Raw genomic sequence first — 19,497 nt, 5'->3', positions numbered from 1 at the left:
TATGGACTCAACCTTAACCAGCACCGACTCTGTGGTAATTGACAAGAACGCTTTGTTCGAACAACTGCACGGTATTGAAGCCATTGATAAATTTATTGCTTCAGAGTTTTCTCCACTACCTGCACTAAGTGAAAAAGAAAACATTGTTTGGCTGCACGTGCTTGTGGCGCTTTCGTTTATGCAAAGGCATGGCCACAGCTGTATTTTGCTCAGTGATATAGCCAGCAAGCTTCTTTTCAACCGCTCAGAACCGACGTTAGACAGTTCAGATACTGCAAAAAAAGGTTATATGTTCGATGAGCTAACTCCGCTTATTGGTGTGGTGAAGAAGGCGTTGAAAGACGAACGAATTGCTCAGCTTTTTGTGTATAGCAATGGGCTCTTTTACAGCCGCAGATACTATGAATTTGAACAAGAAATTGCCCATGGCATTGTGGCTAGAACAGCGTTTTCTCCCCTTAATGACGAGGCGTCTTTGAAGGTTAAAGCCTTGTGGCCCGCGATGTTCCAATTAGCACCTGCAAACACCGTTCACAACCAGACCAGCGGAGTGCAAGACTGGCAGCAGATAGCGGTGGCAAAAAGTCTTGTACAACGATTTAGCGTAATTAACGGCGGGCCTGGCACCGGGAAGACTTACACGGTTTTGCGCTTGCTACTGGCCCTTCAGGCCTGTGAAGAGAATGTCAATATTGTACTTGCCGCTCCGACGGGTAAAGCGCAGCAGAGAATGACAGAATCTATTTCAGACAGTATTTCTGCCCTTAGAGGTAAAATCGATGATGCGTTGCTAAACCGGGTTCCTACCCATGCGGTGACAATTCATCGACTGTTAGGTTTACGGGAACACACAGTTTCAACTAAGTACAACACGCAGAATCAACTCGCCCTTGATGTGTTAATAGTAGATGAAGCCAGCATGGTAGATCTAGCGCTTATGGCACGAATAATACGAGCGCTTCCACCTCATGCTAGGCTGTATTTCATTGGCGATGCTGAGCAGCTACCCGCGGTAGAGCTTGGCAATGTACTAGAGCAACTGGTAGACACCAGTGATGAACTCGATGGTTTTGATGAGGAAAGAATAGGGGCTGTACCCAGTGCTTTGCGACAGCATATTGCGACCTTATGTCCGCACCTTCCGCTGTTACCTGTGGATGAAGAGGCAAAAACATGGGTACATACGTTACAAGCACCACAGCGATTTAAAGGTCAAGTGGCAGATGTGGCAAGTGCCATTCAAAAGGGTGAGGCAACGACTGCGTTAAGTGTTATCAATAAAGAAGATCATAAAGAAATTGCAGAGCAAGAGCCTGATATTAAGACATTGCGAGAGGGCGTTTATTTGTGGTCTGAAAATAGCGTGTCCGAAAAGTTATTACGTAAAATGGCAACTCAGTGCTTTGCACTCATTTTTGATGCATCAGATGCAAAATCAGCATTAAAGCAATTAAACGCAGTGCGATGGTTAACGCCAGTACGTAAAGGTAATATGGGTGTTGAACGATTAAACGCGCTTGTCTTCGACGCTATCAAAAGCAAAATAACACGTCGAGAAGGAGCATTTTATCAGGGCCAGCCAATTATGATTGTGAAGAACAATCATCCTCAACGATTATCAAATGGTGAGGTAGGCATTATCTGGCCAGATAGTAACGGAAAACTATTTGCTTGGTTTGAAGCTTCTAACGGAGAGTTACGTCATATCTCGTTATCTAGGGTCCCGCAGTTTGACACTGTTTATGCCATGACAATTCACAAGTCTCAGGGTTCTGAATTCTCTCATGTTGTATTGATACTTCCAAAACCAGAAACAGAAAAGTCGGCAGCACTATTTCATAGAGGGTTAGTGTATACGGGCTTAACAAGAGCCAAAAAAGGCTGCTTGATTGTGTCAAATACCACCACCTTTAGTGACATGGTTTCTAAAGTAGACAGGCGCTACTCAGGCTTATCCGGTGCCATTCGCGATGCCGCTATCGATAGTATGTGAACATTATTTATATTTGTTGTGACATGCAACCCACAAATTCGAGTCATTAAAATTTAAGGAAGAATATGAGAAAAATACTTTTATTTGCAAGCACTATGCTTGTGATAGGTTGTTCATCGACAGACAAGAATGCTATCGCTCCACTAGATTTAAGAACCAGTGAAGAGTTGGTCAAAGATTATTGGGTCCTATCGGAGAGAGCTTATCCAAGTTACCCCGTATCAGCCGCAAAGCGAAAGTTAAATGGTTGTGTTGTTTTTCAATATGTAATAAACAGCGAAGGTGAACCACAAAATATAAAAACGATTAAATTTTTACCCGATAATACTTTTGTACCTGAAGGCAAGAAAGCGCTTAAAAAACTCCGTTGGAAACCATCAGAATCAAATACATCAGCTCAGCCTGTGTTAACCACCGTAGAATGGAGCTTTACCCTAGATGATGTAGCGGGGACACCTGACTGTAAGCTTGAAAGCTTATAAAAAGCGGCTTGTAAGTTGAGGTGCCACGTTAGTATGTCCAGTTGTTTTTAGTGTTGGCAAGACACTATCAAAAATTATCAGTCACACACTCACATTGGTGTGAAATAAAAGGCGCCGTGTTTGAGAGCCTCAGATGAGGTCTTTGCTATTGGATAAAAGCGTGTTGGTGTATTAACCCGTAAAATCCCGCCGTCACAGTGTAAAAACTGAGACGGTAGAAAAGGCGGCGCTGTCTCATCCTGGGTGAACTGAATACCCTCTTCAACGCACAAATAGGCAAGCCCCCCTAGATCTAGCCAACCAATTACGCTAACTGGGTTGGCAATAAAGCTTGCATGCTCGATAATGTCACTGTGTAGGGTAACATTGGCACCGAAAACAGGTTTTGTTTGAATAGCCAAGTTTACCGACGGTTTTAACGTAAGCTTGTAAAGGCCATGCACCATGGGTGTAATAGCGTTGCTTGGCTTATTCATCGTTTTTAACGTATGCATTCTCATTAACGCGACAAAGTGTGATTAATTGTAGTGTGGCGTATCGTTGAAGAAGATGCGTTGATGTGGATCAACGGGATGTTTTGTTAGTAAATCATTGGCTAATAGTCATTTCAGTAATACAACTTTGAGAGTTCTGTGAGTGAATTAAATACCAACCCGTTTAGTGCAAATGATGCAAGTTAATGCACGACGGCCAGCTTTAGATTTTTACACTAGATAAAATGCAAGCATATACGCTTAAAAGAGAAATCGCGGAAGCATCGTTTTACGAAAACACCGACACCGGTGATTTTGTAGGGCTGGTGCCGCTAAAAGAGCCTGTTTTCGATGCGTTAAACGACTACTTAATTCGTCAGCAAATCAGTTATGACGCGTGTGATCTTTTTGTACAGACTAAACTAGCAAGCGTGGGCGCTGAGGTTAGTTCAGGGGCCAGAACACTCTGTAAATCAGAGCACAAACCAGAAGTTAGTATTCCTCGTGAAGTGAATAAAATTCTGAAATATATTGATTGTAGAATTACCGTTGCTGTTCAATAGCATTACAGATAAACAACTACTACATATCGACAAACGAGATTCTGCCGCATTTATTATCTGAATTTGTGCCAAACAGCTATTTTTTCAAGCCGTTATTTAACTAAGCTTTTATTAAACAAGCTGTTATTAAACAAGTGCAATGCTGTGGCATTCACGACTTACAACCCCATCAAGTAAGAGTTCTCTTATGTCATCACATCAAATCAATCCAAAAAAGTTACATCATAGTAAGTGGACATCAACATCGCCCGTGAACAAAGAAAAGCATTTTATGGTCACAGAAGTTAACTTTGACGAAGACGGTTTAATTACTGCATGCCTATTAGAATCGATGATGTCAAAAATTGAGTATTCAATTGACTGGCGAGAGCTAAAAGACACAACAAAGTGGCGACAGGGCTGGAAGTAGCTCGAGTAAAACTGTTGGCACACCGTCTAAATTTTAAAACGCAAAAGGCGCTTCACAGATAGCATGAATTTTGAAAATGATGTAAACCCTAAACCTAAAATAAACATTCCGCTTTTCGCTATTACTGCAGGCTTTATTACCCTGTTTTGTCTAATGGCATTGATAGATGTTAAAACACTCGCTCAATGGGTAGACAGCAGTTTTGATTGGTCGGTAAGGCATTTTGGGCTGTACTGGCAGTTGCTTTTACTTGCCACGTTTTTAATTGGCATTGTAATGGCCTGCATGCCTGGGGCTCACTCAGTCATGGGGAATATAGACAAGCCCGAGTTCTCAAACTTTCAGTGGGGCTCCATGATCATGTGTACGCTGCTAGCCGGCGGCGGTGTATTTTGGGCTGCGGGCGAGCCCATGGCCCATTTCTTGAGCGTTCCTCCGGTATTTGGCGATGTCAAAGCGGGTACTGAAGAGGCCACCGTCTATGCGTTGGCGCAATCTTATCTTCATTGGGGTTTTCTCGCGTGGGCTATTTTAGGCAGTCTTACTACCATCATGTTAATGCACTATCACTATGAAAAAGGTTTACCATTAGCCCCTAGAACTCTGCTTTATCCGGTGTTTAAGCACCGAGCAATCGAAGGACCTATTGGCACAGTCACAGATGCGGTATGCATTATCGCTGTGGTTGCAGGAACCGTTGGGCCAATTGGCTTTCTGGGGTTACAAGTAAGCTATGGTTTAAACTCCTTGTTTGATATAGCCGATAATGCCACTACACAAACTATTGTGATTGGTGTACTTACGGTAATTTACGTTGCCTCGGCCATAACAGGTGTTACCAAAGGAATACAATTATTGAGTCGGCTAAATATGATTTTAGCGGTGGTTTTGCTGGCCTTTTTAATGATCTCCACCAGTGCGTTGGTAATTCTATCTAGCTTTTTCGATGCCTTAGCGATTCACGTTACCAACTTTTTTCAAATGGCGCTATACCGAGGAGACGCTGGCGTTTTTGGTGATGCAGGCTGGCTTGGCTCGTGGACAGTGTTTTTTTGGGGGTGGTTTATTGGCTACGGCCCTATGATGGCTATTTTCATTGCGCGTATAAGTAAGGGCCGTTCTATCCGCGCTATTATTTTCATGCTGTCTATCATTGCACCGCTTATTACTATGTTCTGGTTTACCATTGTTGGGGGAACTGGGCTGTCTTTAGAGTTATCTTCACCCGGCACTATCTCAACGGCATTTGAGGGCTTTAATCTGCCTGCGGCGTTGCTTGCTATTACACAGGCGCTGCCTCTAGGTGCTATTGTGTCGTTCATGTTTTTATTACTTACCATGACCTTTGTAGCCACCACAGGTGACTCTATGACTTATGTGTTGTCTGTATCTATGTCGAATTCCGACCAGCCAGCCACCTTTGTAAGGGTATTTTGGGGCATTGCAATGGGACTAATGGCAGCCATTCTTATCATGATTGGCTCTGGCGGTATCGATGAACTGCAGGCATTTATTGTGGTGAGCGCTGTACCTGTATCGCTTATTTTACTTCCTTCGCTGTGGGATGCTCCGAGAATTGTAAAATCTAAAAAGCCGTGAAAACGGCTTGCGCCTTTCTCACGGCTTTAATGTATTTATGTTTCAGCGCCAGCGATATTGCTAATGCAAGTCGCTAGCACATCAGTGGTCGCAAATGCGAGAAAACGTTACTTTTCAATGGTAAACGTAAGGCCTGCATTTGCTTCCAACCTGCTTGTAAGGTGATCACCTAGCGCAGAGGCTGGCGTGAAAAAACCGCCTGAAAGGCTAACGTCTTTACACAAGCACAGTGCAGATTCAGAAATCATTTTACTGGTAGAACCATAGCCTGGGTCTTTGTCCCCCTTAACTGATACAGCAAGCATATCGCCACTGGTTGCAGTGCCTACAAACATAACGTCATAAAAGCCGTTTTCACGCTCTTCTTTACTTGGGCCTTCTCCGGGTTTTGGGCCATCATCACTGGCTAACGATTTATCATTGGCTACGTGTTTGGCCATCGCTTCACCTTTTTCACCCGGTCCGGTCATTAGCATTTCATCGTATTTGAAAGCTTTGCCATATGCATAGTTGCTAAGATAGTTAGCGCGGTGAACATTTTTCGTATTGATGGCAGCCATGATAAAAGGTGCTACCCAGGTCCCTAACTCTTCATCGAAATAGGGCTTATTGCCATCTGGCTGCTCTGTAGCCACATTGGTGTCGGCGAGTGAAAAAGGATTGATAAGTGCAGCCATTATTGATTTGTCTTTTTTCGCTGCAACCATGGTGGCCTTTAGGCTAGCAGCAGTGCCGCCAGAAAAGGTTCCCTGCATCTTGCGTACTCGGCCTTTCACATATTCAATCGGGTTACCAGTTTGTTTTTTAGCGTGTTGCTGAAGGTAATGCACACCAAGGTCGAAAGGTACAGAGTCGAAGCCACATGAAAAGACGATGTTTGCGCCTGTCTCTTTTGCTTTATCATTGTACTTATTGATCATTTGGTGCATCCACGCTGGTTCACCGCATAAGTCTGTATATCCGGTGCCGTTATCAACACAGGCAGAGAGCAGCTTTTCACCGTAAATTTGATATGGGCCAACAGTGGTAAGTACAACTTGTGTTCTTTGTGCAAGGGCGTTTAATGCCGTTTCGTCATCGCCGTCTGCAACAATGGTTTCAATTTCATCACTAATACCTAACTCTTGCTTTACATCGTTGAGTTTTTGCTCGTTTCGACCCGCAATGGCCCACTTAACGCTACTGTCGCTTCCGTATTGTGACTGGAAATATTCTGCAACTAACTTTCCTGTAAACCCTGTGGCACCAAAAATAACCACATCAAAATCTCGTTCAATACTCATAATTGCGTCCTGTTGTCTGATAGTTCTAATTTCTGTAACTCAAATATACCTATCTCGTACTCGTACCATTATTTTTTTGCATAATATTTGTATATTCATGAAACCGCTGAACCGTTTTCGTACCAATTTAGCGACAGCTTATTAAGCGAAAGATTCTTTAGCAAAAGATCATTCAGCAGCAGAGCATTCAGCGACAAATTGCGCGAGTCTCTCAAGCCCCTTTATTAAGTCACTTTCATTAGTGGCAAACGATAAACGAACATAGTTGTCTGCGTTATGCTCTCCAAAATCGTTACCCGGAGTTAGAGCGACATGGTATTTCTCTAATAATTTGTCGCAAAACTCGATAGCTGTAAGACCGGTTTTTTGAATGTTGATATACGCATAAAAGGCACCGTCTGGATTAGCATCAACAGGTAGTCCCATAGTGGTTAATGCTGAAAATACCAAGCTGGCCCGTTTGCTCAGTGTTTGTCTATTTTCCTCACATTGCGCCAGTGCCTGTGGCGTAAAGCACGCAAGTGCTGCCTTTTGAGAGAGTGTAGATGGGCATATAAAAAGATTTTGAGCTAGTCGCTCTACAATGGCGGTCATTTCTGCTGGCACTACACACCAGCCTAGGCGCCAACCCGTCATACCAAAATATTTAGAAAAGCTATTTATCACAATGACGGTATCTTGTAACTGCGCATTTTTCAGCACAGTGGTGGCTGCGTTGATGTCACTGTTATCATCATTGTTTAAAAGTAAATCTAAATAGATTTCATCGACAATTAAAAAGCCATTGCGCTGCTTACACAGCTGACCAATTGCAAGCAGTTCAGCAGCATCAATTGCCGTTCCAGTGGGGTTTGCCGGCGTAGCAATGAGTACGCCCTTAGTATTTTGTGACCAGTGCTTTTCAACATTTTTGGCGGTAAGTTGAAAATTATGTTCGCTCACCGTTGGCACTAAACTTACGTCGGCACCAAAGGCATTAAGGAAGCGTCGGTTACAAGGGTAAGAAGGGTCTCCCAAAATTACGTTATCGCCAGGCTCAACTAATGCCGCGCTAGCTAACAGCAACGCGGCGCTTGCGCCTGCGGTTACAACAATACGGCTAGGCTCAATATCGACATTGTGTTTTTGGTGATAAAAATTTGCGATGGCGGCGCGCAACTCTGGTGTGCCTAATGCCGAAGTGTACGGATAGTGTGGGGCGTCTAATGAAGATTTCATCGCTTCTATAACTGGTTTAGGGGCACCAAAATCGGGTTCTCCTAAGTTAAGGCGTATAACATCGTGGCCATTCTCTAGCAGAGCCGTTGCTTTTTCACCGTAAGCCATGGCGAGGAAGGGGGAAATGGCAGTCGCTCGATTAGTAAATTTCAAAATACAAACCTTAGTGTGGGAAGCAATAAGCTATTGCTTGAAAAAAATTCCATACTATACCAGCACGTTACCAAAAGCTGACAATCTCTTACAGTCTTTTGCTTATTCCCGCAGTGTGATGGGGTGTGATTTCAGTCTATTCAACAAATCGTCGTATTTTTGCGACCGCGATGATAGGCAAAGATAGGCAAACAGGATTGCTTGGGGTAGGCTAACCTAAAGCACCCACTCAGAAGGAATTTACAAATGCAGCGTTCCACTTGGTTTAAAAAGTACAAGCAACGCGTACTTTCTATCAGACAGCCCCTCACAATTTTGTTTGCGCTTTTAATGACAAGCTCTTCACTGGCTTGGGCTGCTGTGCCTAGTATTAGTGAATTTTCTCAGGGGATGACGAAAAAAAGTGGTTTAATACCCATGTATTATGATGATACTGCGGGAAAGGTATTCTTGGCTATTCCGGCATCTGATGAACAATATCTGTTCCAGAGTAGTCTGCCTTACGGTGTTGGTTCCAACGATATTGGGTTAGATAGAGGGCAGCTAGGCCGCACGCGACTCGTTTCTTTTGAGCGCTTTGGTAATAAGTTAATGCTTACCCAGCACAATACTAAATACCGTGCTGCACATGGCTCTGCTGCTGAAAAGCAAAGTATCAACGAAGCCTTTGCAAGTTCTGTTATCGCGGGTTTTACTATAGTGGCAAAAAACGATGCCACGAACCTGATTGATTACACCGATTATTTGCTAAGTGATGTTCACGGCATAGGCAATCGTTTGTCTGGGCGTGATCAAGGCAGCTATAGCGTTGATAAAATGCGAAGTGGCGTTTACCTGCCTCGCACAAAAGGTTTTGAAAAAAACACAGAGCTTGAAGCACTGGTAACCTTTAAAGGGAAGAACCCGGGGGGCTATGTTCAGCAGGTCACTCCAGATGCAGAAAGCTTAAGTGTTCATTTACATCATTCATTTGTAGCTCTGCCTGAACCAGGGTATACCCCTCGCGTTTATCACCCGTACTCGGGCTATTGGAAATTCAATTATTACGATTATTCCACTGCTATTACGGAGGCAACAGAGCAGCGATTTATTACTCGCCACCGCTTAGAAAAGAAAACTCCCCACGCAGCAATGAGCGAGGCGATAGAGCCTATTGTTTACTATTTAGATCCGGGTATTCCCGAGCCGGTAATGTCTTCGCTTAAAGAAGGAGCAAGTTGGTGGAATCAGGCTTTCGAAGCTGCCGGTTTTAAAAACGCATTTCAGGTTAAAGTGTTGCCTGAAGGTGCAGACCCCATGGACGTGCGCTATAACGTTATAAACTGGGTCCACAGAGCAACACGAGGATGGTCTTATGGTTCATCTGTCGTTGACCCAAGAACTGGCGAAATTATAAAAGGCCACGTTACGCTAGGCTCGCTTAGGGTGCGACAAGACTATTTAATAGCGCTTGGACTCACCAGCCCGTTTACTGACGGCAATGCCGACACAAGCGCCCAGCAAGAAATGGCGCTAGACAGAATAAAACAGCTTTCAGCTCATGAAGTAGGGCATACATTGGGAATTGCTCATAACTTTGCAGCCAGTGAAAACAACCGCGCCTCGGTTATGGACTATCCACACCCGCGCATAACGCTAGTCGATGGTAATATAAGTTTGGAAAACGCCTATGACAAAGGAATAGGTGATTGGGATAAACATGCAGTAACCTATGGCTACGCCACCTTTGCAAACGATAAGGAAGAGGTCGAGGCGTTATCAAAAATTATTGTTAAGGCTAGAAACGCTGGCTTAGCCTTTAAATCTGATTCAGATACACGCAGCTCTCGTCATGGTTCAGCAAATGGGCACATGTGGGAAAATGGTGACGACCCGCTAGATGCTTTCGATGATATTTCTAATATTCGCAATGTGGCGCTGAAAAACCTCGGCATCAACACGCTAGCGGAGAATGCCAGTTTATCCTCACTTGAAAATAGCTTAGTGCCTATTTATTTGCTTCACAGGTACCAGCTAGAAGCTGTTGCTAAGCAGGTAGGTGGTTTGCATTATGAATATGAGCGAAAGGGGGATTATGTCACACCACAAGGCCAGACATTTGTGGCGCCTCAGGTACAACAGCGTGCAATGCAGCAGTTAATTAAAGCCTCTACTACAAGCTACTTGGCGATGCCAGATAGCGTGTTATCGCTTATTCCTCCTACGGCTTATGGTGATGATGTTACCCGAGAGCAGTTTAAGGGCAAGATGGGACTAATGTTAGATCCGGTTTCAGCTGCTGCTTCGGCTGCTGACTTTTCGCTGTCACTTTTGCTTCACCCAGAGCGTTTAAACCGTTTAGAGTGGCAAGCAACAAGTAGCAAAGACAGACGCAAAAAAGTAGGTGTTAAGTTACTGCTTAAACAAATACTCAATGTTCATTGGTACAAAAACGACAGCGACGGCCCATTAGCTAAACGCCTGCAATTAGTTGCGCTTAATGCCATCATGAAGGCAGTAACTAACGACAGTCTTGCCCCTGAAGTTAAATTGGCGGCTGACGAAACTCTTTTGGAGTTTGCTGAGTGGCTAGACGACAACGCAGACGATGATAAGTATGAAATTCTGCATGGCTATTTTGATACTTACTTCGCTAGTGGCACTTGGCCTGCAGCGTTTGAAGTAATGCCATTGCCGCCGGGGTCTCCTATTTAAGCAAGGTGCTAAACTGAGACGGCGAAAAATCGGCCGCACACACTATTATGTAATTGCACAGGTTAAAACCGCTTTTGTTATCAAGGGCGGTTTAATTAGATGGTCCGCCTCACCTCTAAGCTAATCTTAGAGTTAGGCAATCAAAGAGGCGAACCATCATGTCTACTATTAAAGTTCTTGGAATCGATTTAGGCAAATCATCTTTTCACGTGATAGGCCGCGACTATTCAGATGGCTATGTTCGGATTAACTGTTGTTGAATCGAAAAGAGCCTGTTTTCGTTAAGGTTTTCTGGATTATCCATAAACCTGAACCAACCCAGGTAGTGTTCCAAGTATTTTGTGGCTACTCCGTTAAACCGTTTTATCCACGCTTTCAGACGGCTGTGATAGGCGTTAACATTTTGAATGTGAAAGACTTTATCTATCACCTTAATTCCTCCTGCCACATCTAAGCGCTTGTGTATTAAATCATTTTTCTCAGAAAGAGCTATGTAGGGCTTATAGCCATCACTACACAACACACTGTCTTTCTCTAATTTTCCTGCTAGCTCCTGATGCAAAGCTTCCGATGTAACACTTGGCACAACGGCTTCATACGTACTCTTAGCTCGGTCTCTGACCGTTAAAACTGGCACCCAATCATCCTTTGAACGCCCTCGTTTTTTCGCTTTCACCCCTCTTTTACGGGGCTGACGAGTCATCCGTTTTGAGCCTTTCTCTGAGTAGGGAAAAAGTGTTTCGTCTGCCTCGATAATGCCTTCTAATTTGCTCGCTTTCAGTGCTGATGGTAGCGCCAAGAATCGGTGCCGCCACCTGAACGATGTTTCAAGGTGGAGGCCACATTCTTCGGCACATTTACGCAATGGCTTACTGTCCAGCATACAGCGAATATATTCTAACCAAAGCTCTTTGTACCTCAGTCGAGCTAGCGGTGTCGCCGTTGTCGCTACAAAGGTTTTGCCGCAGTTCTTGCAGCGATAACGCTGCATCTTGTTTACCTTGCCGTGCCGATTGATCAGTGAGCTATGGCAGTGCGGACATTCAGGGTTTTCAACCATCCGCTCCTCAAGCTCTGTTATCAACTGTGAGACGCTATCAGTGCCTTTCAGCAGCTTCTCAACATAACGGGTTTGACTATCTGTTAAGTGTTCTAACTCGGCTATAAGCTTTGTAAATTGTGCTGGGATCATGATCAACCCTCAATAACTGTATTCATATACAGTATAGCAACAATTTAGCAGAACATAGCCATTCAGATAATCAAATCATTCGCAAAAAATTTTCCCGCTCGGCACTCATTCACTATCTTCATCAATTAACGCCATGCACAATTGCCTTCGAAGCTTGTGGCGGTGCGCACTGGCTTGGCAGGCAGTGTGAGTTGATGGGGCATACGGTCAAACTAATCCCGCCACAATACGTAAAACCTTTCGTTAAAAGCAATAAGAATGATTTTATTGATGCAGAGGCCATATGCGAAGCATCAATAAGACCGAAAATGCGGTTTGTCAGCGTCAAATCAGAAGAAGCCCAGGTCATTTCAGCTATTCATAAAGCAAGGCATGGGTATGTCAAAGACAGAACAGCCTGCATGTCCCGTATAGGCTCCTTACTGCTGGAGTTTGGCATTGCACTTCCAACAGGCCATAGCGTAATGAAGCAACTGTTTAACTGGCTTTCACAGCAGCGGCAGGTCTTGCCAGGGTTACTTATGGAAGAGCTCATGGAGCTGCACGAATATTACCTGCTCCTTAACAGGAACATTGAGAGACAAGATAAAAAGCTAAAGCAACTGGTTGATACAAACCCGATAGGGCAGCTTCTTAAAACCATCCCAGGTATTGGCGATATGACCGCCAGCCTTTGTATTGCCAACATCAGTAGCGCTACGGATTTTAAAAACGGAAGAAACATGGCTGCATGGTTAGGGTTAGTTCCAGCGCAGTACTCAACTGGCGGTAAACCCAAATTACTGGGGATAAGCAAGCGGGGTAACAAAGAACTCCGAACCTTGTTTATCCATGCCGCCAGGGCGGTTATGTCCAGGCCGGATAAGACCGGAAAGATTTATGGCGAGTGGTTGATAAATTTACGCGCCACCAAGCCATTCAATGTTGTAACCGTTGCCCTGGCCAACAAACTGGCCCGAATAGCATGGGCAGTGATGAAAACAAAAAAAGCATTCAACAGCAAAGCGTTAGCACCGGGTTTGCAATGATAAATATGATGACGAAAACGGTAGAACCACTGGATTAAAACCTGACATAAAAAACAGCTCTCAGAAGCTTTCGGTTTTTTGAGGATAATCCAGCGCGGATCTCATCGTGGAGCGGGTTGCGAAAGCGCCTAAACAGACTCCGAATACATTAGCGCATAACCAACCCCGTTATCGAAATTAATCATTGCAATAACGAGGCGGACCATACATTTTTATACCTGTGCGGACGGGCATAAAGCCAGTTTAGGTACAGTCGCAATAGCAACAATGTATATAGTTGAAAAATACTGCTTTGTTGATACTCTTCGTCCCATATTATTAAGTTATAGAAGTGAATATGTCGCTTAACCAATTTCATTCAACAAAGCATCAGTCTGAAAAAGTACAGCTAAAAAAAGATTATTTAGTTGTGGCTCAAAATGCGTCAGGCCGTAATTTAAACGTACCTATTTATACGTTTACCGGCAGCAAACCGGGACCTACGGTTTACATACAGTCTTCTATCCACGGGGCCGAGGTTCAAGGCAATGTAGTGATTTATCACTTAATAAAAACGCTTAAAGACACTGAAATAAAGGGTAAAGTAATACTTGTACCCAACTGTAATCCCGTAGGAACGAATATAAAGTCTGGCGAGTACACTCTTGGTCGCTTTGACCCAGTAAACGGCACTAATTGGAACCGCGGTTACTTTTATGACCAGCAGGCCGTAGAACAATTCGCTAAAACCGTGACCCCGGAAGAGCCTGTTGAGGTTATTAAACAGCGGTTTCGCGCTCATTTATTGGCGTCTATTGCTAACAAACTGGCTGAGCCTTGGGGGCTTGGACTTGCACAACAGCTGAATTTGAAACTTCAGCAGCTAGCGGTAAATGCAGACTACGTGTTGGACTTACACAATGGCCCCGTGTCTACTAGACACATCTATGTTCCTGAATATGCCAAAGATAGCGCCCGTTTGTTTAATATTCCGCACAATATTTTTATTCCAAATGTGTTCGCGGGTGCCTTAGACGAAGCAACGTTTTGCCCGTGGTGGAGATTACACGACTCAGTAAAGCAGCATCTTGGCCGCGACATACAGTTTAATGTAGAAGCATTTACTCTTGAAATGGGCAGCCAAGAGGTTATTAACTTTGATGAGGGGCGTGTAGACGCTATCAGCATTTTAAGTTATCTCAATCAAAAAGGTGTGTTGTTAAATAGCGATTTTTCACCAGCTGAAATGGTGCGTTTAGGCGTATATTTGAAAGATTATAAGACGTTATATACTGATTTTGGCGGAATGGTGGAATACATCGCCAAACCGGGACAAAAAGTAAAGAAAGGCGAGGCACTGGCACAGGTCCTTGATATTGACGAGTTAGACAACAGTAATGGAAGTAGGGTGCTTTATGCTCCGTGCGACCTTATTCCTATGCTTAACTTCCCATCTGCATCGGTTCTAAGCGGTACTCAACTATTTAAATGTTTTACTAACTACTTTGAGCTTTAGCGAAAGACCTGACGGGTTTGCTCGGTAAAAAAACCCGTTGGGAGGCGCACAAACATTTAAAAGTTAGACTGCAAAAAAAGCTACTATTGCAGCACTATAAAAGGCTGGCGAAATAAAGCCCGCGAATTGCGGGCTTTATACAATAGGTTGATGACCTTTACTTATGTACTGGAACCCGCACCGGTGCTTTGGGTTGCGGCTTAATGGGAGATTTATACCCTTTTAGCTCAGCCAAGCCCACTTCAATGGCTTTGTCGAGTTGAGGGTCTTCGCCTTTTGCTGTTTTGTTGGTCCATTGCTCCACATTAATGTCTGGCGCCACACCGTAATTTTCAACTTGCCAATGTCCCTCTGTGTCATAAAAGCCTGAGCGTGGTGCTGTCATCATACCGCCGTCAATGAAGTCCGGAACTCCCCATATACCCACAAGACCTCCCCAAGTTCGCTTGCCCACTAGCTTTCCTAGGTCGTAGTAGTTGAACATGTATGGCAACATATCACCGCCAGAGCCTGATACCTCGTTTATCAACATAACTTTGCTCCCCCAGGTGCCTGCTGCGGGGCTAGTGACGGGTTGTTCAGGGGCAAACGGATTATTGAAGAATCCATTCAGTTCACGGCGCAGAACGTTGATGATGTAGTCAGCAATAAAGCCACCATGATTAAACCGTTCGTCAATAATTAATCCGGGTTTATTGGCCTGCGGATAATAATAGCGATTAAAGCTGTTAAATCCATCTTCAGCCGTGTCGGGCACCCAAATATAGGCCAACCTGCCGTTAGATTTTTCTTCAACATACTTACGATTCTGTTCTACCCAATGTTGTTTGCGCAACTCATTCTCGTTACCAATAGTTTTGACGACAAAATCTTGAGCACTGCTTAAATCGCCCGGCTCGCCTATTGTTACCGTGATCACTTGTCCCAGAGTGCCTTCAAACTGCGAATAAACATTTTTTGCCTTATCAAGTGGCTTACCGTTCACTGCCAGCAGATAACTGCCATCCTCGATTAGATGCGCGACAGCGCCTAAAGGCGCCATTAAATTTGCTCCAGCCACAAAGCTTTCACCCGTATAGATGTGTTTGAGCGCGACACCTTTGTCATTAATTTCGAAGTCAACTCCCAACAAGCCCACGCGTGGCTTTGCTGTTTTTGGTTTGTCACCAGTTGCTGTATATGAATGGCCAATAGCAATCTCACCGCCCAGAGTATCGAGTAAGTAAGTTAAATCCACAGGGTGGCGCACTGAAGCAACTAGCGGTTTATAGACATCGTATATTTCATCCCAGTCAGCACCATGAAAATTATCTACATATAAGAAATCTCTTTGAAATCGCCAAGCCTCTCGAAAAATTTGCTGCCATTCTTTGGCGTAATCTACCCGTTTGGATAATGCTAATTTTATGGCCTTGTCGTCTTCGCCTGACCCCATTTCTGCATTTATCAAGCGATACGCTGTGCCGCTTTTTACCATTATGAAGTCACCACTGGCAGCAATCTTGAAATCACTTATTTTATCGGCCAGCTTTTTGATTTCTCTTTCCTTTGCGTTGAACATCATAAGGCTGGTTTGTTCATCGCCTTTGTTATCCATGTGTTTACTCAGAAAATACAAATTTCCCTCTGAATCACCGGATAAATGGCTAAACTGTCCAGATTTCCCGCTAACAGGCATAATGCGTTCGGCAAATGCTTCCACCTCGACTACGGACTTTTTGGTGGTTACCGATTCGTCATCTTCATCGTTCTTGTTAGTATTCTTATCGTCAGTGTCCTTGTCATCAGCATTTGGTGCAGGCTCCTCGTCGGAGCGCTGGGGAAATAACGGAGCTGCTTCTGAGTTTAAAAGCCCATAATAAATTTGATATTTCGGGGTAAAACTAAGGGAAGACATATCCAGCCATGGAGCTTTAGGGCCAAAGTCTACGCTACCAAGAAAGTACAGTACCTCATTGCTATCACCCCAAGTTGGCCATGTAACTTCTACCATACCATCGGTTAATTGAGAGGTTTTACGTTGGCTAATGGAGTACAAGTGAAGTTCGCGGAAAGAATTAACGCCCTGTTTGGTGTAGGCAACGTATTGGCTATCAGGCGACCAGCTTGCCATCATATGCCACTCAGGGTTGACTCGCTTATTGGCATCAATGATTTTTGTGGTCTGGTTTTTTCGGTTAGCAACCCAAAGCTGCTGTTCGGAGTCGGTAAAAATCAGGCGGTTACTATCTGGTGACCAGCTGAGCTCATCGTAGAAGCCTTTTCCTGCCAACGTTATCGTCGCTTGCTCTTTTCCTAATTGGTTAGCAATAATCAGCTCGTACTCTCCGGAACGATCACTAAACCAAGCAATAAACTGCCCGTCTGGCGACCATGTGGCGGCGTGTTCTCTTGCACCAGAAGAATCGGTGAGCGCTCTGGGTGAGCCATGCTCCACTGGTATAGACCACACATCACCTCGGGCAGTAAAAAGCGCTCTCTGAGCACTGGATGATACATCGAAACCGGTAATTCGTTTGTGTGCGTCTACATAATTAGAGCGAGCCCAATAGAGGTCAGCAACCACCTCGATATTAAGCTTGCGGGCCTTTGCACTCTCATTTTGCAGATACAAATCGCCAAGATGCTCATAGACAACCCGGTCTCCGTCTACCGCGAAGCCCATTACATCAAATTTGTCGTGTTGGGTTATTTGGCTAATCGATTTTGATTGAGGCGAATATTTAAAGACATTGGTCACTTTGGAGCGATTAGATAAATAATAGATGTCACCGTTAGACGACCATTCTGGATCTACTTCAAAGTCATTGTTAAAAGGAAGGTCGTACTCCTTTAGGCTGTTTATATTGATAACGCGAAGCGCCTGATTTTGGCCGCCCCTATAGTTTCGCCAGCCACGATCCCAGAATCCAGAGCGGCGAAAAACCAAATTGTTGCCACTGCTATCGTAGGCACCATCGAAAGCTCGTTGCATGGGAAGTTGTTTCGGATTACCGCCTGCAATATTCACCGTGAATAATTGCTGCCAATTTCGTGGTGCAGAAAAACGCGGTGAACTGAACAGCACTTGCTGACTATCCGGCGTCCAGCCTATCGCAGCATCGGGGCCTGGGTGAAAGGTTAATCGCTGTGGTTCTCCACCATCAATGCTTACTACAAAAACGTCTCGATTACCTTCCATATTCACCGGTAAACGCTATGTATTTCCCGTCGGGGGAAATAATTGGTTGGGACTCACTGCCTTGAAAGCTAGTTAATCGGGTGGCTTTGCCTCCCTCTGTGGTGCTTTTGTAAATATCATTTGCGTAAGTAAATACGAGTGTGTTGCCGTGTAAATCTGGTTGCCTAAGCAATTGAGTGGCGGCGGAAACGACTGGCAGAATCGCCAGCATAATGGTGAGGGAAATTCCTTTTAATCGCATAAGGTGAGCCTATATTTGTTGATTTGATTGAGGGACATCGATATTTAGCTTAGTTCAATTAATGCACAATGACAGCAAACGCCTCAATTCATTCGAAGTGAGTGAAATTGGACATCTATTTGTGTCGTCGGAACCCACAGCGATCATTCTCTTTTACTCTGGCGTATATATTTCAAATTTAAAAACCGTTCATTCCCCATACTTTCTTGCAATCATTTGAGCAAACGACAAAGAAAGTAGGGGTAAAAGGAGAATACGCCTTGAGTTCACATTTATCGAATTTTGAAACTGGATGCAGTTCGCACGGCGAGGCAGCTAAAAGCCATGCGCCAAAGCATACGGAAAGCCATGTAGAAAAACGTGCTGAAGCGGCATTAAAAAATGCATTTATTGCCGACGCTTTAGCCATGCCCGTGCATTGGTACTACAACCCGGCAGATATCTACAAAGCGTTTAAAGGCGGGATTACACAGTTTGAGGATGCGCCGTCTTTCCATCCCTCCTCCATTATGTCCCTGCACTCGACAAGCGAAGGGGGACGAGCACGGTCGTCGAACAGCAATAAAAAGGAAATTGTTGGCGATGTTATCCTTAAGGGCAAACGCCAGTATTGGACAGGGGCCAACCAGCATTATCATCAGGGCATGAAAGCAGGAGAAAACACGCTTAATGCACATTGCGCAAGAGTGATGTTGAGATGTTTGTCTGAGGGTTATCAGCGAGATGATTTCTTAGATAGCTATATCAGATTGCTTTGTGCATCAACACCTGCCCATCCTGACACCTATGCTGAATCGTATCATCGTGGATTTTTTGCCAACCTTGAGGCGGGAAGGCCTGCCCACAAATGCGGAGCAGTTACCCATGATACTGCCTCTATAGGTGGTTTTGTCACCATTGGTCCGCTGGCGCTTTGTTGTGCTAAACGAGGCGATGCACTAGAAGAGATACAAAAACTTTGCAGAGACCATCTAATGTTGACTCATCCAGATGATTCTCTGGCCATGGTGTGCGATTTCTATGTGGAACTTTTGTTTCGACTGCTGCATCGAGATGGTAAGCACCCCATAGACAGTGCAAAAGAAATATTAGAAGACATCGCCAGTCGCTCGATGGGGTTATCTTTACCCAAGCTTGTAGCCAAGAAAAAAAGCGATATAGAAGTAGTGGGACATCAGTATTCCCCCGCTTGCTACATATCTGGCGCGTGGCCAAGTATTTTGTACTTCGCATATCGCTATGCAGAAGACGGTAGAAAAGCATTGATAGCCAATACTAATGTAGGTGGAGATAACGTCCATCGTGGGTTTGTGCTAAGCACAATAATAGGGCTGATTACCGAAACGCCAATTTCTGCCCTCTATAGCAAATTATGCGATGAAAAGGAGTTAACTGCAGAAATTTCTAATGCGCTAAAACCATGAGCGTTAAAACCATTTGACTAAGTCACAACGGTTCGCTTTTTTTTTTAATCTAAAGCATTGGACATGCCG

The 19,497-nt window shown here is 44.4% G+C and carries 15 protein-coding genes; 9 read left to right on the top strand and 6 right to left on the bottom strand.

All coding sequences use genetic code 11. The annotated features are described in order from the left end of the window. Position 1 precedes the first annotated feature (1 nt). On the top strand, positions 2–1,993 hold the full coding sequence (recD, locus tag CW735_RS11005; RefSeq protein ID WP_071979856.1) for an exodeoxyribonuclease V subunit alpha: 1,992 nt from the start codon (positions 2–4) through the stop codon (positions 1,991–1,993). Between the two features lie 65 nt (positions 1,994–2,058). Then, the gene (locus CW735_RS11000; RefSeq protein WP_071979855.1) at positions 2,059–2,475 is read left to right on the top strand and encodes an energy transducer TonB; all 417 of its coding nucleotides are present in this window, start codon (positions 2,059–2,061) and stop codon (positions 2,473–2,475) included. An 89-nt stretch (positions 2,476–2,564) separates the two neighbouring features. Here the strand turns inward: CW735_RS11000 and CW735_RS10995 are convergent, their stop codons facing one another. Beyond that, positions 2,565–2,951, bottom strand: coding sequence for a hypothetical protein (locus CW735_RS10995; RefSeq protein ID WP_083595267.1), 387 nt, complete (start codon positions 2,949–2,951; stop codon positions 2,565–2,567). A 242-nt stretch (positions 2,952–3,193) separates the two neighbouring features. Here CW735_RS10995 and CW735_RS10990 point away from each other — a divergent pair, with 242 nt between their 5' ends. From CW735_RS10990 to CW735_RS10980, 3 genes are all read left to right on the top strand, one after another. After that, on the top strand, positions 3,194–3,511 hold the full coding sequence (locus CW735_RS10990) for a hypothetical protein (protein ID WP_071979853.1): 318 nt from the start codon (positions 3,194–3,196) through the stop codon (positions 3,509–3,511). A 187-nt stretch (positions 3,512–3,698) separates the two neighbouring features. Continuing rightward, entirely contained in the window at positions 3,699–3,920 is a 222-nt protein-coding gene (locus CW735_RS10985) for a TIGR02450 family Trp-rich protein (RefSeq protein ID WP_071979852.1), read from the top strand. Positions 3,921–3,983: 63 nt separating this feature from the next. After that, positions 3,984–5,519: a BCCT family transporter gene (locus CW735_RS10980; RefSeq protein WP_071979851.1), complete on the top strand. Its 1,536-nt coding sequence runs from the start codon at positions 3,984–3,986 to the stop codon at positions 5,517–5,519. A 107-nt stretch (positions 5,520–5,626) separates the two neighbouring features. On the opposite strand, the gene CW735_RS10975 is transcribed toward CW735_RS10980, so the two are convergent. After that, on the bottom strand, positions 5,627–6,802 hold the full coding sequence (locus CW735_RS10975) for a saccharopine dehydrogenase family protein (protein WP_100972109.1): 1,176 nt from the start codon (positions 6,800–6,802) through the stop codon (positions 5,627–5,629). Positions 6,803–6,970: 168 nt separating this feature from the next. Beyond that, the gene (locus tag CW735_RS10970; protein ID WP_100972107.1) at positions 6,971–8,173 is read right to left on the bottom strand and encodes an aminotransferase class I/II-fold pyridoxal phosphate-dependent enzyme; all 1,203 of its coding nucleotides are present in this window, start codon (positions 8,171–8,173) and stop codon (positions 6,971–6,973) included. A gap of 330 nt (positions 8,174–8,503) precedes the next feature. On the opposite strand from CW735_RS10970, the gene CW735_RS10965 reads away from it, so the two are divergent. Beyond that, positions 8,504–10,867, top strand: a complete 2,364-nt coding sequence (locus CW735_RS10965; protein ID WP_232230644.1) for a zinc-dependent metalloprotease — start codon at positions 8,504–8,506, stop codon at positions 10,865–10,867. 235 nt (positions 10,868–11,102) lie between these two features. Here CW735_RS10965 and CW735_RS10960 read toward each other — a convergent pair whose 3' ends face one another. Then, positions 11,103–12,059 (bottom strand): IS1595 family transposase, encoded by a 957-nt coding sequence (locus CW735_RS10960; protein WP_157812624.1) that lies wholly within the window; start codon positions 12,057–12,059, stop codon positions 11,103–11,105. Positions 12,060–12,079: 20 nt separating this feature from the next. Here CW735_RS10960 and CW735_RS10955 point away from each other — a divergent pair, with 20 nt between their 5' ends. Continuing rightward, positions 12,080–13,087 carry an IS110 family transposase gene (locus CW735_RS10955; RefSeq protein ID WP_100972105.1) on the top strand — a complete coding sequence of 336 codons (1,008 nt, stop codon included), beginning with the start codon at positions 12,080–12,082 and terminating at the stop codon, positions 13,085–13,087. 337 nt (positions 13,088–13,424) lie between these two features. Further along, positions 13,425–14,582 (top strand): succinylglutamate desuccinylase/aspartoacylase domain-containing protein, encoded by a 1,158-nt coding sequence (locus CW735_RS10950; protein WP_100972103.1) that lies wholly within the window; start codon positions 13,425–13,427, stop codon positions 14,580–14,582. Positions 14,583–14,739: 157 nt separating this feature from the next. On the opposite strand, the gene CW735_RS10945 is transcribed toward CW735_RS10950, so the two are convergent. Both CW735_RS10945 and CW735_RS10940 read right to left on the bottom strand, forming a co-directional pair. Continuing rightward, a complete protein-coding gene (locus CW735_RS10945) occupies positions 14,740–17,763 on the bottom strand; it encodes a S41 family peptidase (RefSeq protein WP_100972101.1) in 3,024 nt (1,007 codons plus the stop codon). After that, entirely contained in the window at positions 17,753–17,974 is a 222-nt protein-coding gene (locus CW735_RS10940; protein ID WP_157812683.1) for a PD40 domain-containing protein, read from the bottom strand. The genes CW735_RS10945 and CW735_RS10940 overlap by 11 nt, the downstream gene beginning before the upstream one ends. A gap of 419 nt (positions 17,975–18,393) precedes the next feature. Here CW735_RS10940 and CW735_RS10935 point away from each other — a divergent pair, with 419 nt between their 5' ends. Then, positions 18,394–19,428 (top strand): ADP-ribosylglycohydrolase family protein, encoded by a 1,035-nt coding sequence (locus tag CW735_RS10935; RefSeq protein ID WP_232368429.1) that lies wholly within the window; start codon positions 18,394–18,396, stop codon positions 19,426–19,428. The last annotated feature ends 69 nt before the right edge of the window (positions 19,429–19,497 follow it).

Origin of the sequence: Alteromonas sp. MB-3u-76 (assembly GCF_002831605.1) — a bacterium.
GTDB lineage: Bacteria > Pseudomonadota > Gammaproteobacteria > Enterobacterales > Alteromonadaceae > Alteromonas > Alteromonas hispanica.
The sequence above is the reverse complement of the archived record's forward strand: the minus strand, read 5'-3'. Positions and strand labels throughout refer to the sequence as shown.

Bases quoted from the DNA above. Each gene is read 5' to 3' on its own strand.
- recD (WP_071979856.1), top strand. From the start codon at position 2: ATGGACTCAACCTTAACCAGCACCGACTCTGTGGTAATTGACAAGAAC.
- CW735_RS11000 (WP_071979855.1), top strand. From the start codon at position 2,059: ATGAGAAAAATACTTTTATTTGCAAGCACTATGCTTGTGATAGGTTGT.
- CW735_RS10995 (WP_083595267.1), bottom strand. From the start codon at position 2,951: ATGAATAAGCCAAGCAACGCTATTACACCCATGGTGCATGGCCTTTAC.
- CW735_RS10990 (WP_071979853.1), top strand. From the start codon at position 3,194: ATGCAAGCATATACGCTTAAAAGAGAAATCGCGGAAGCATCGTTTTAC.
- CW735_RS10985 (WP_071979852.1), top strand. From the start codon at position 3,699: ATGTCATCACATCAAATCAATCCAAAAAAGTTACATCATAGTAAGTGG.
- CW735_RS10980 (WP_071979851.1), top strand. From the start codon at position 3,984: ATGAATTTTGAAAATGATGTAAACCCTAAACCTAAAATAAACATTCCG.
- CW735_RS10975 (WP_100972109.1), bottom strand. From the start codon at position 6,802: ATGAGTATTGAACGAGATTTTGATGTGGTTATTTTTGGTGCCACAGGG.
- CW735_RS10965 (WP_232230644.1), top strand. From the start codon at position 8,504: ATGACAAGCTCTTCACTGGCTTGGGCTGCTGTGCCTAGTATTAGTGAA.
- CW735_RS10960 (WP_157812624.1), bottom strand. From the start codon at position 12,059: ATGATCCCAGCACAATTTACAAAGCTTATAGCCGAGTTAGAACACTTA.
- CW735_RS10950 (WP_100972103.1), top strand. From the start codon at position 13,425: ATGTCGCTTAACCAATTTCATTCAACAAAGCATCAGTCTGAAAAAGTA.
- CW735_RS10945 (WP_100972101.1), bottom strand. From the start codon at position 17,763: ATGGAAGGTAATCGAGACGTTTTTGTAGTAAGCATTGATGGTGGAGAA.
- CW735_RS10940 (WP_157812683.1), bottom strand. From the start codon at position 17,974: ATGCTGGCGATTCTGCCAGTCGTTTCCGCCGCCACTCAATTGCTTAGG.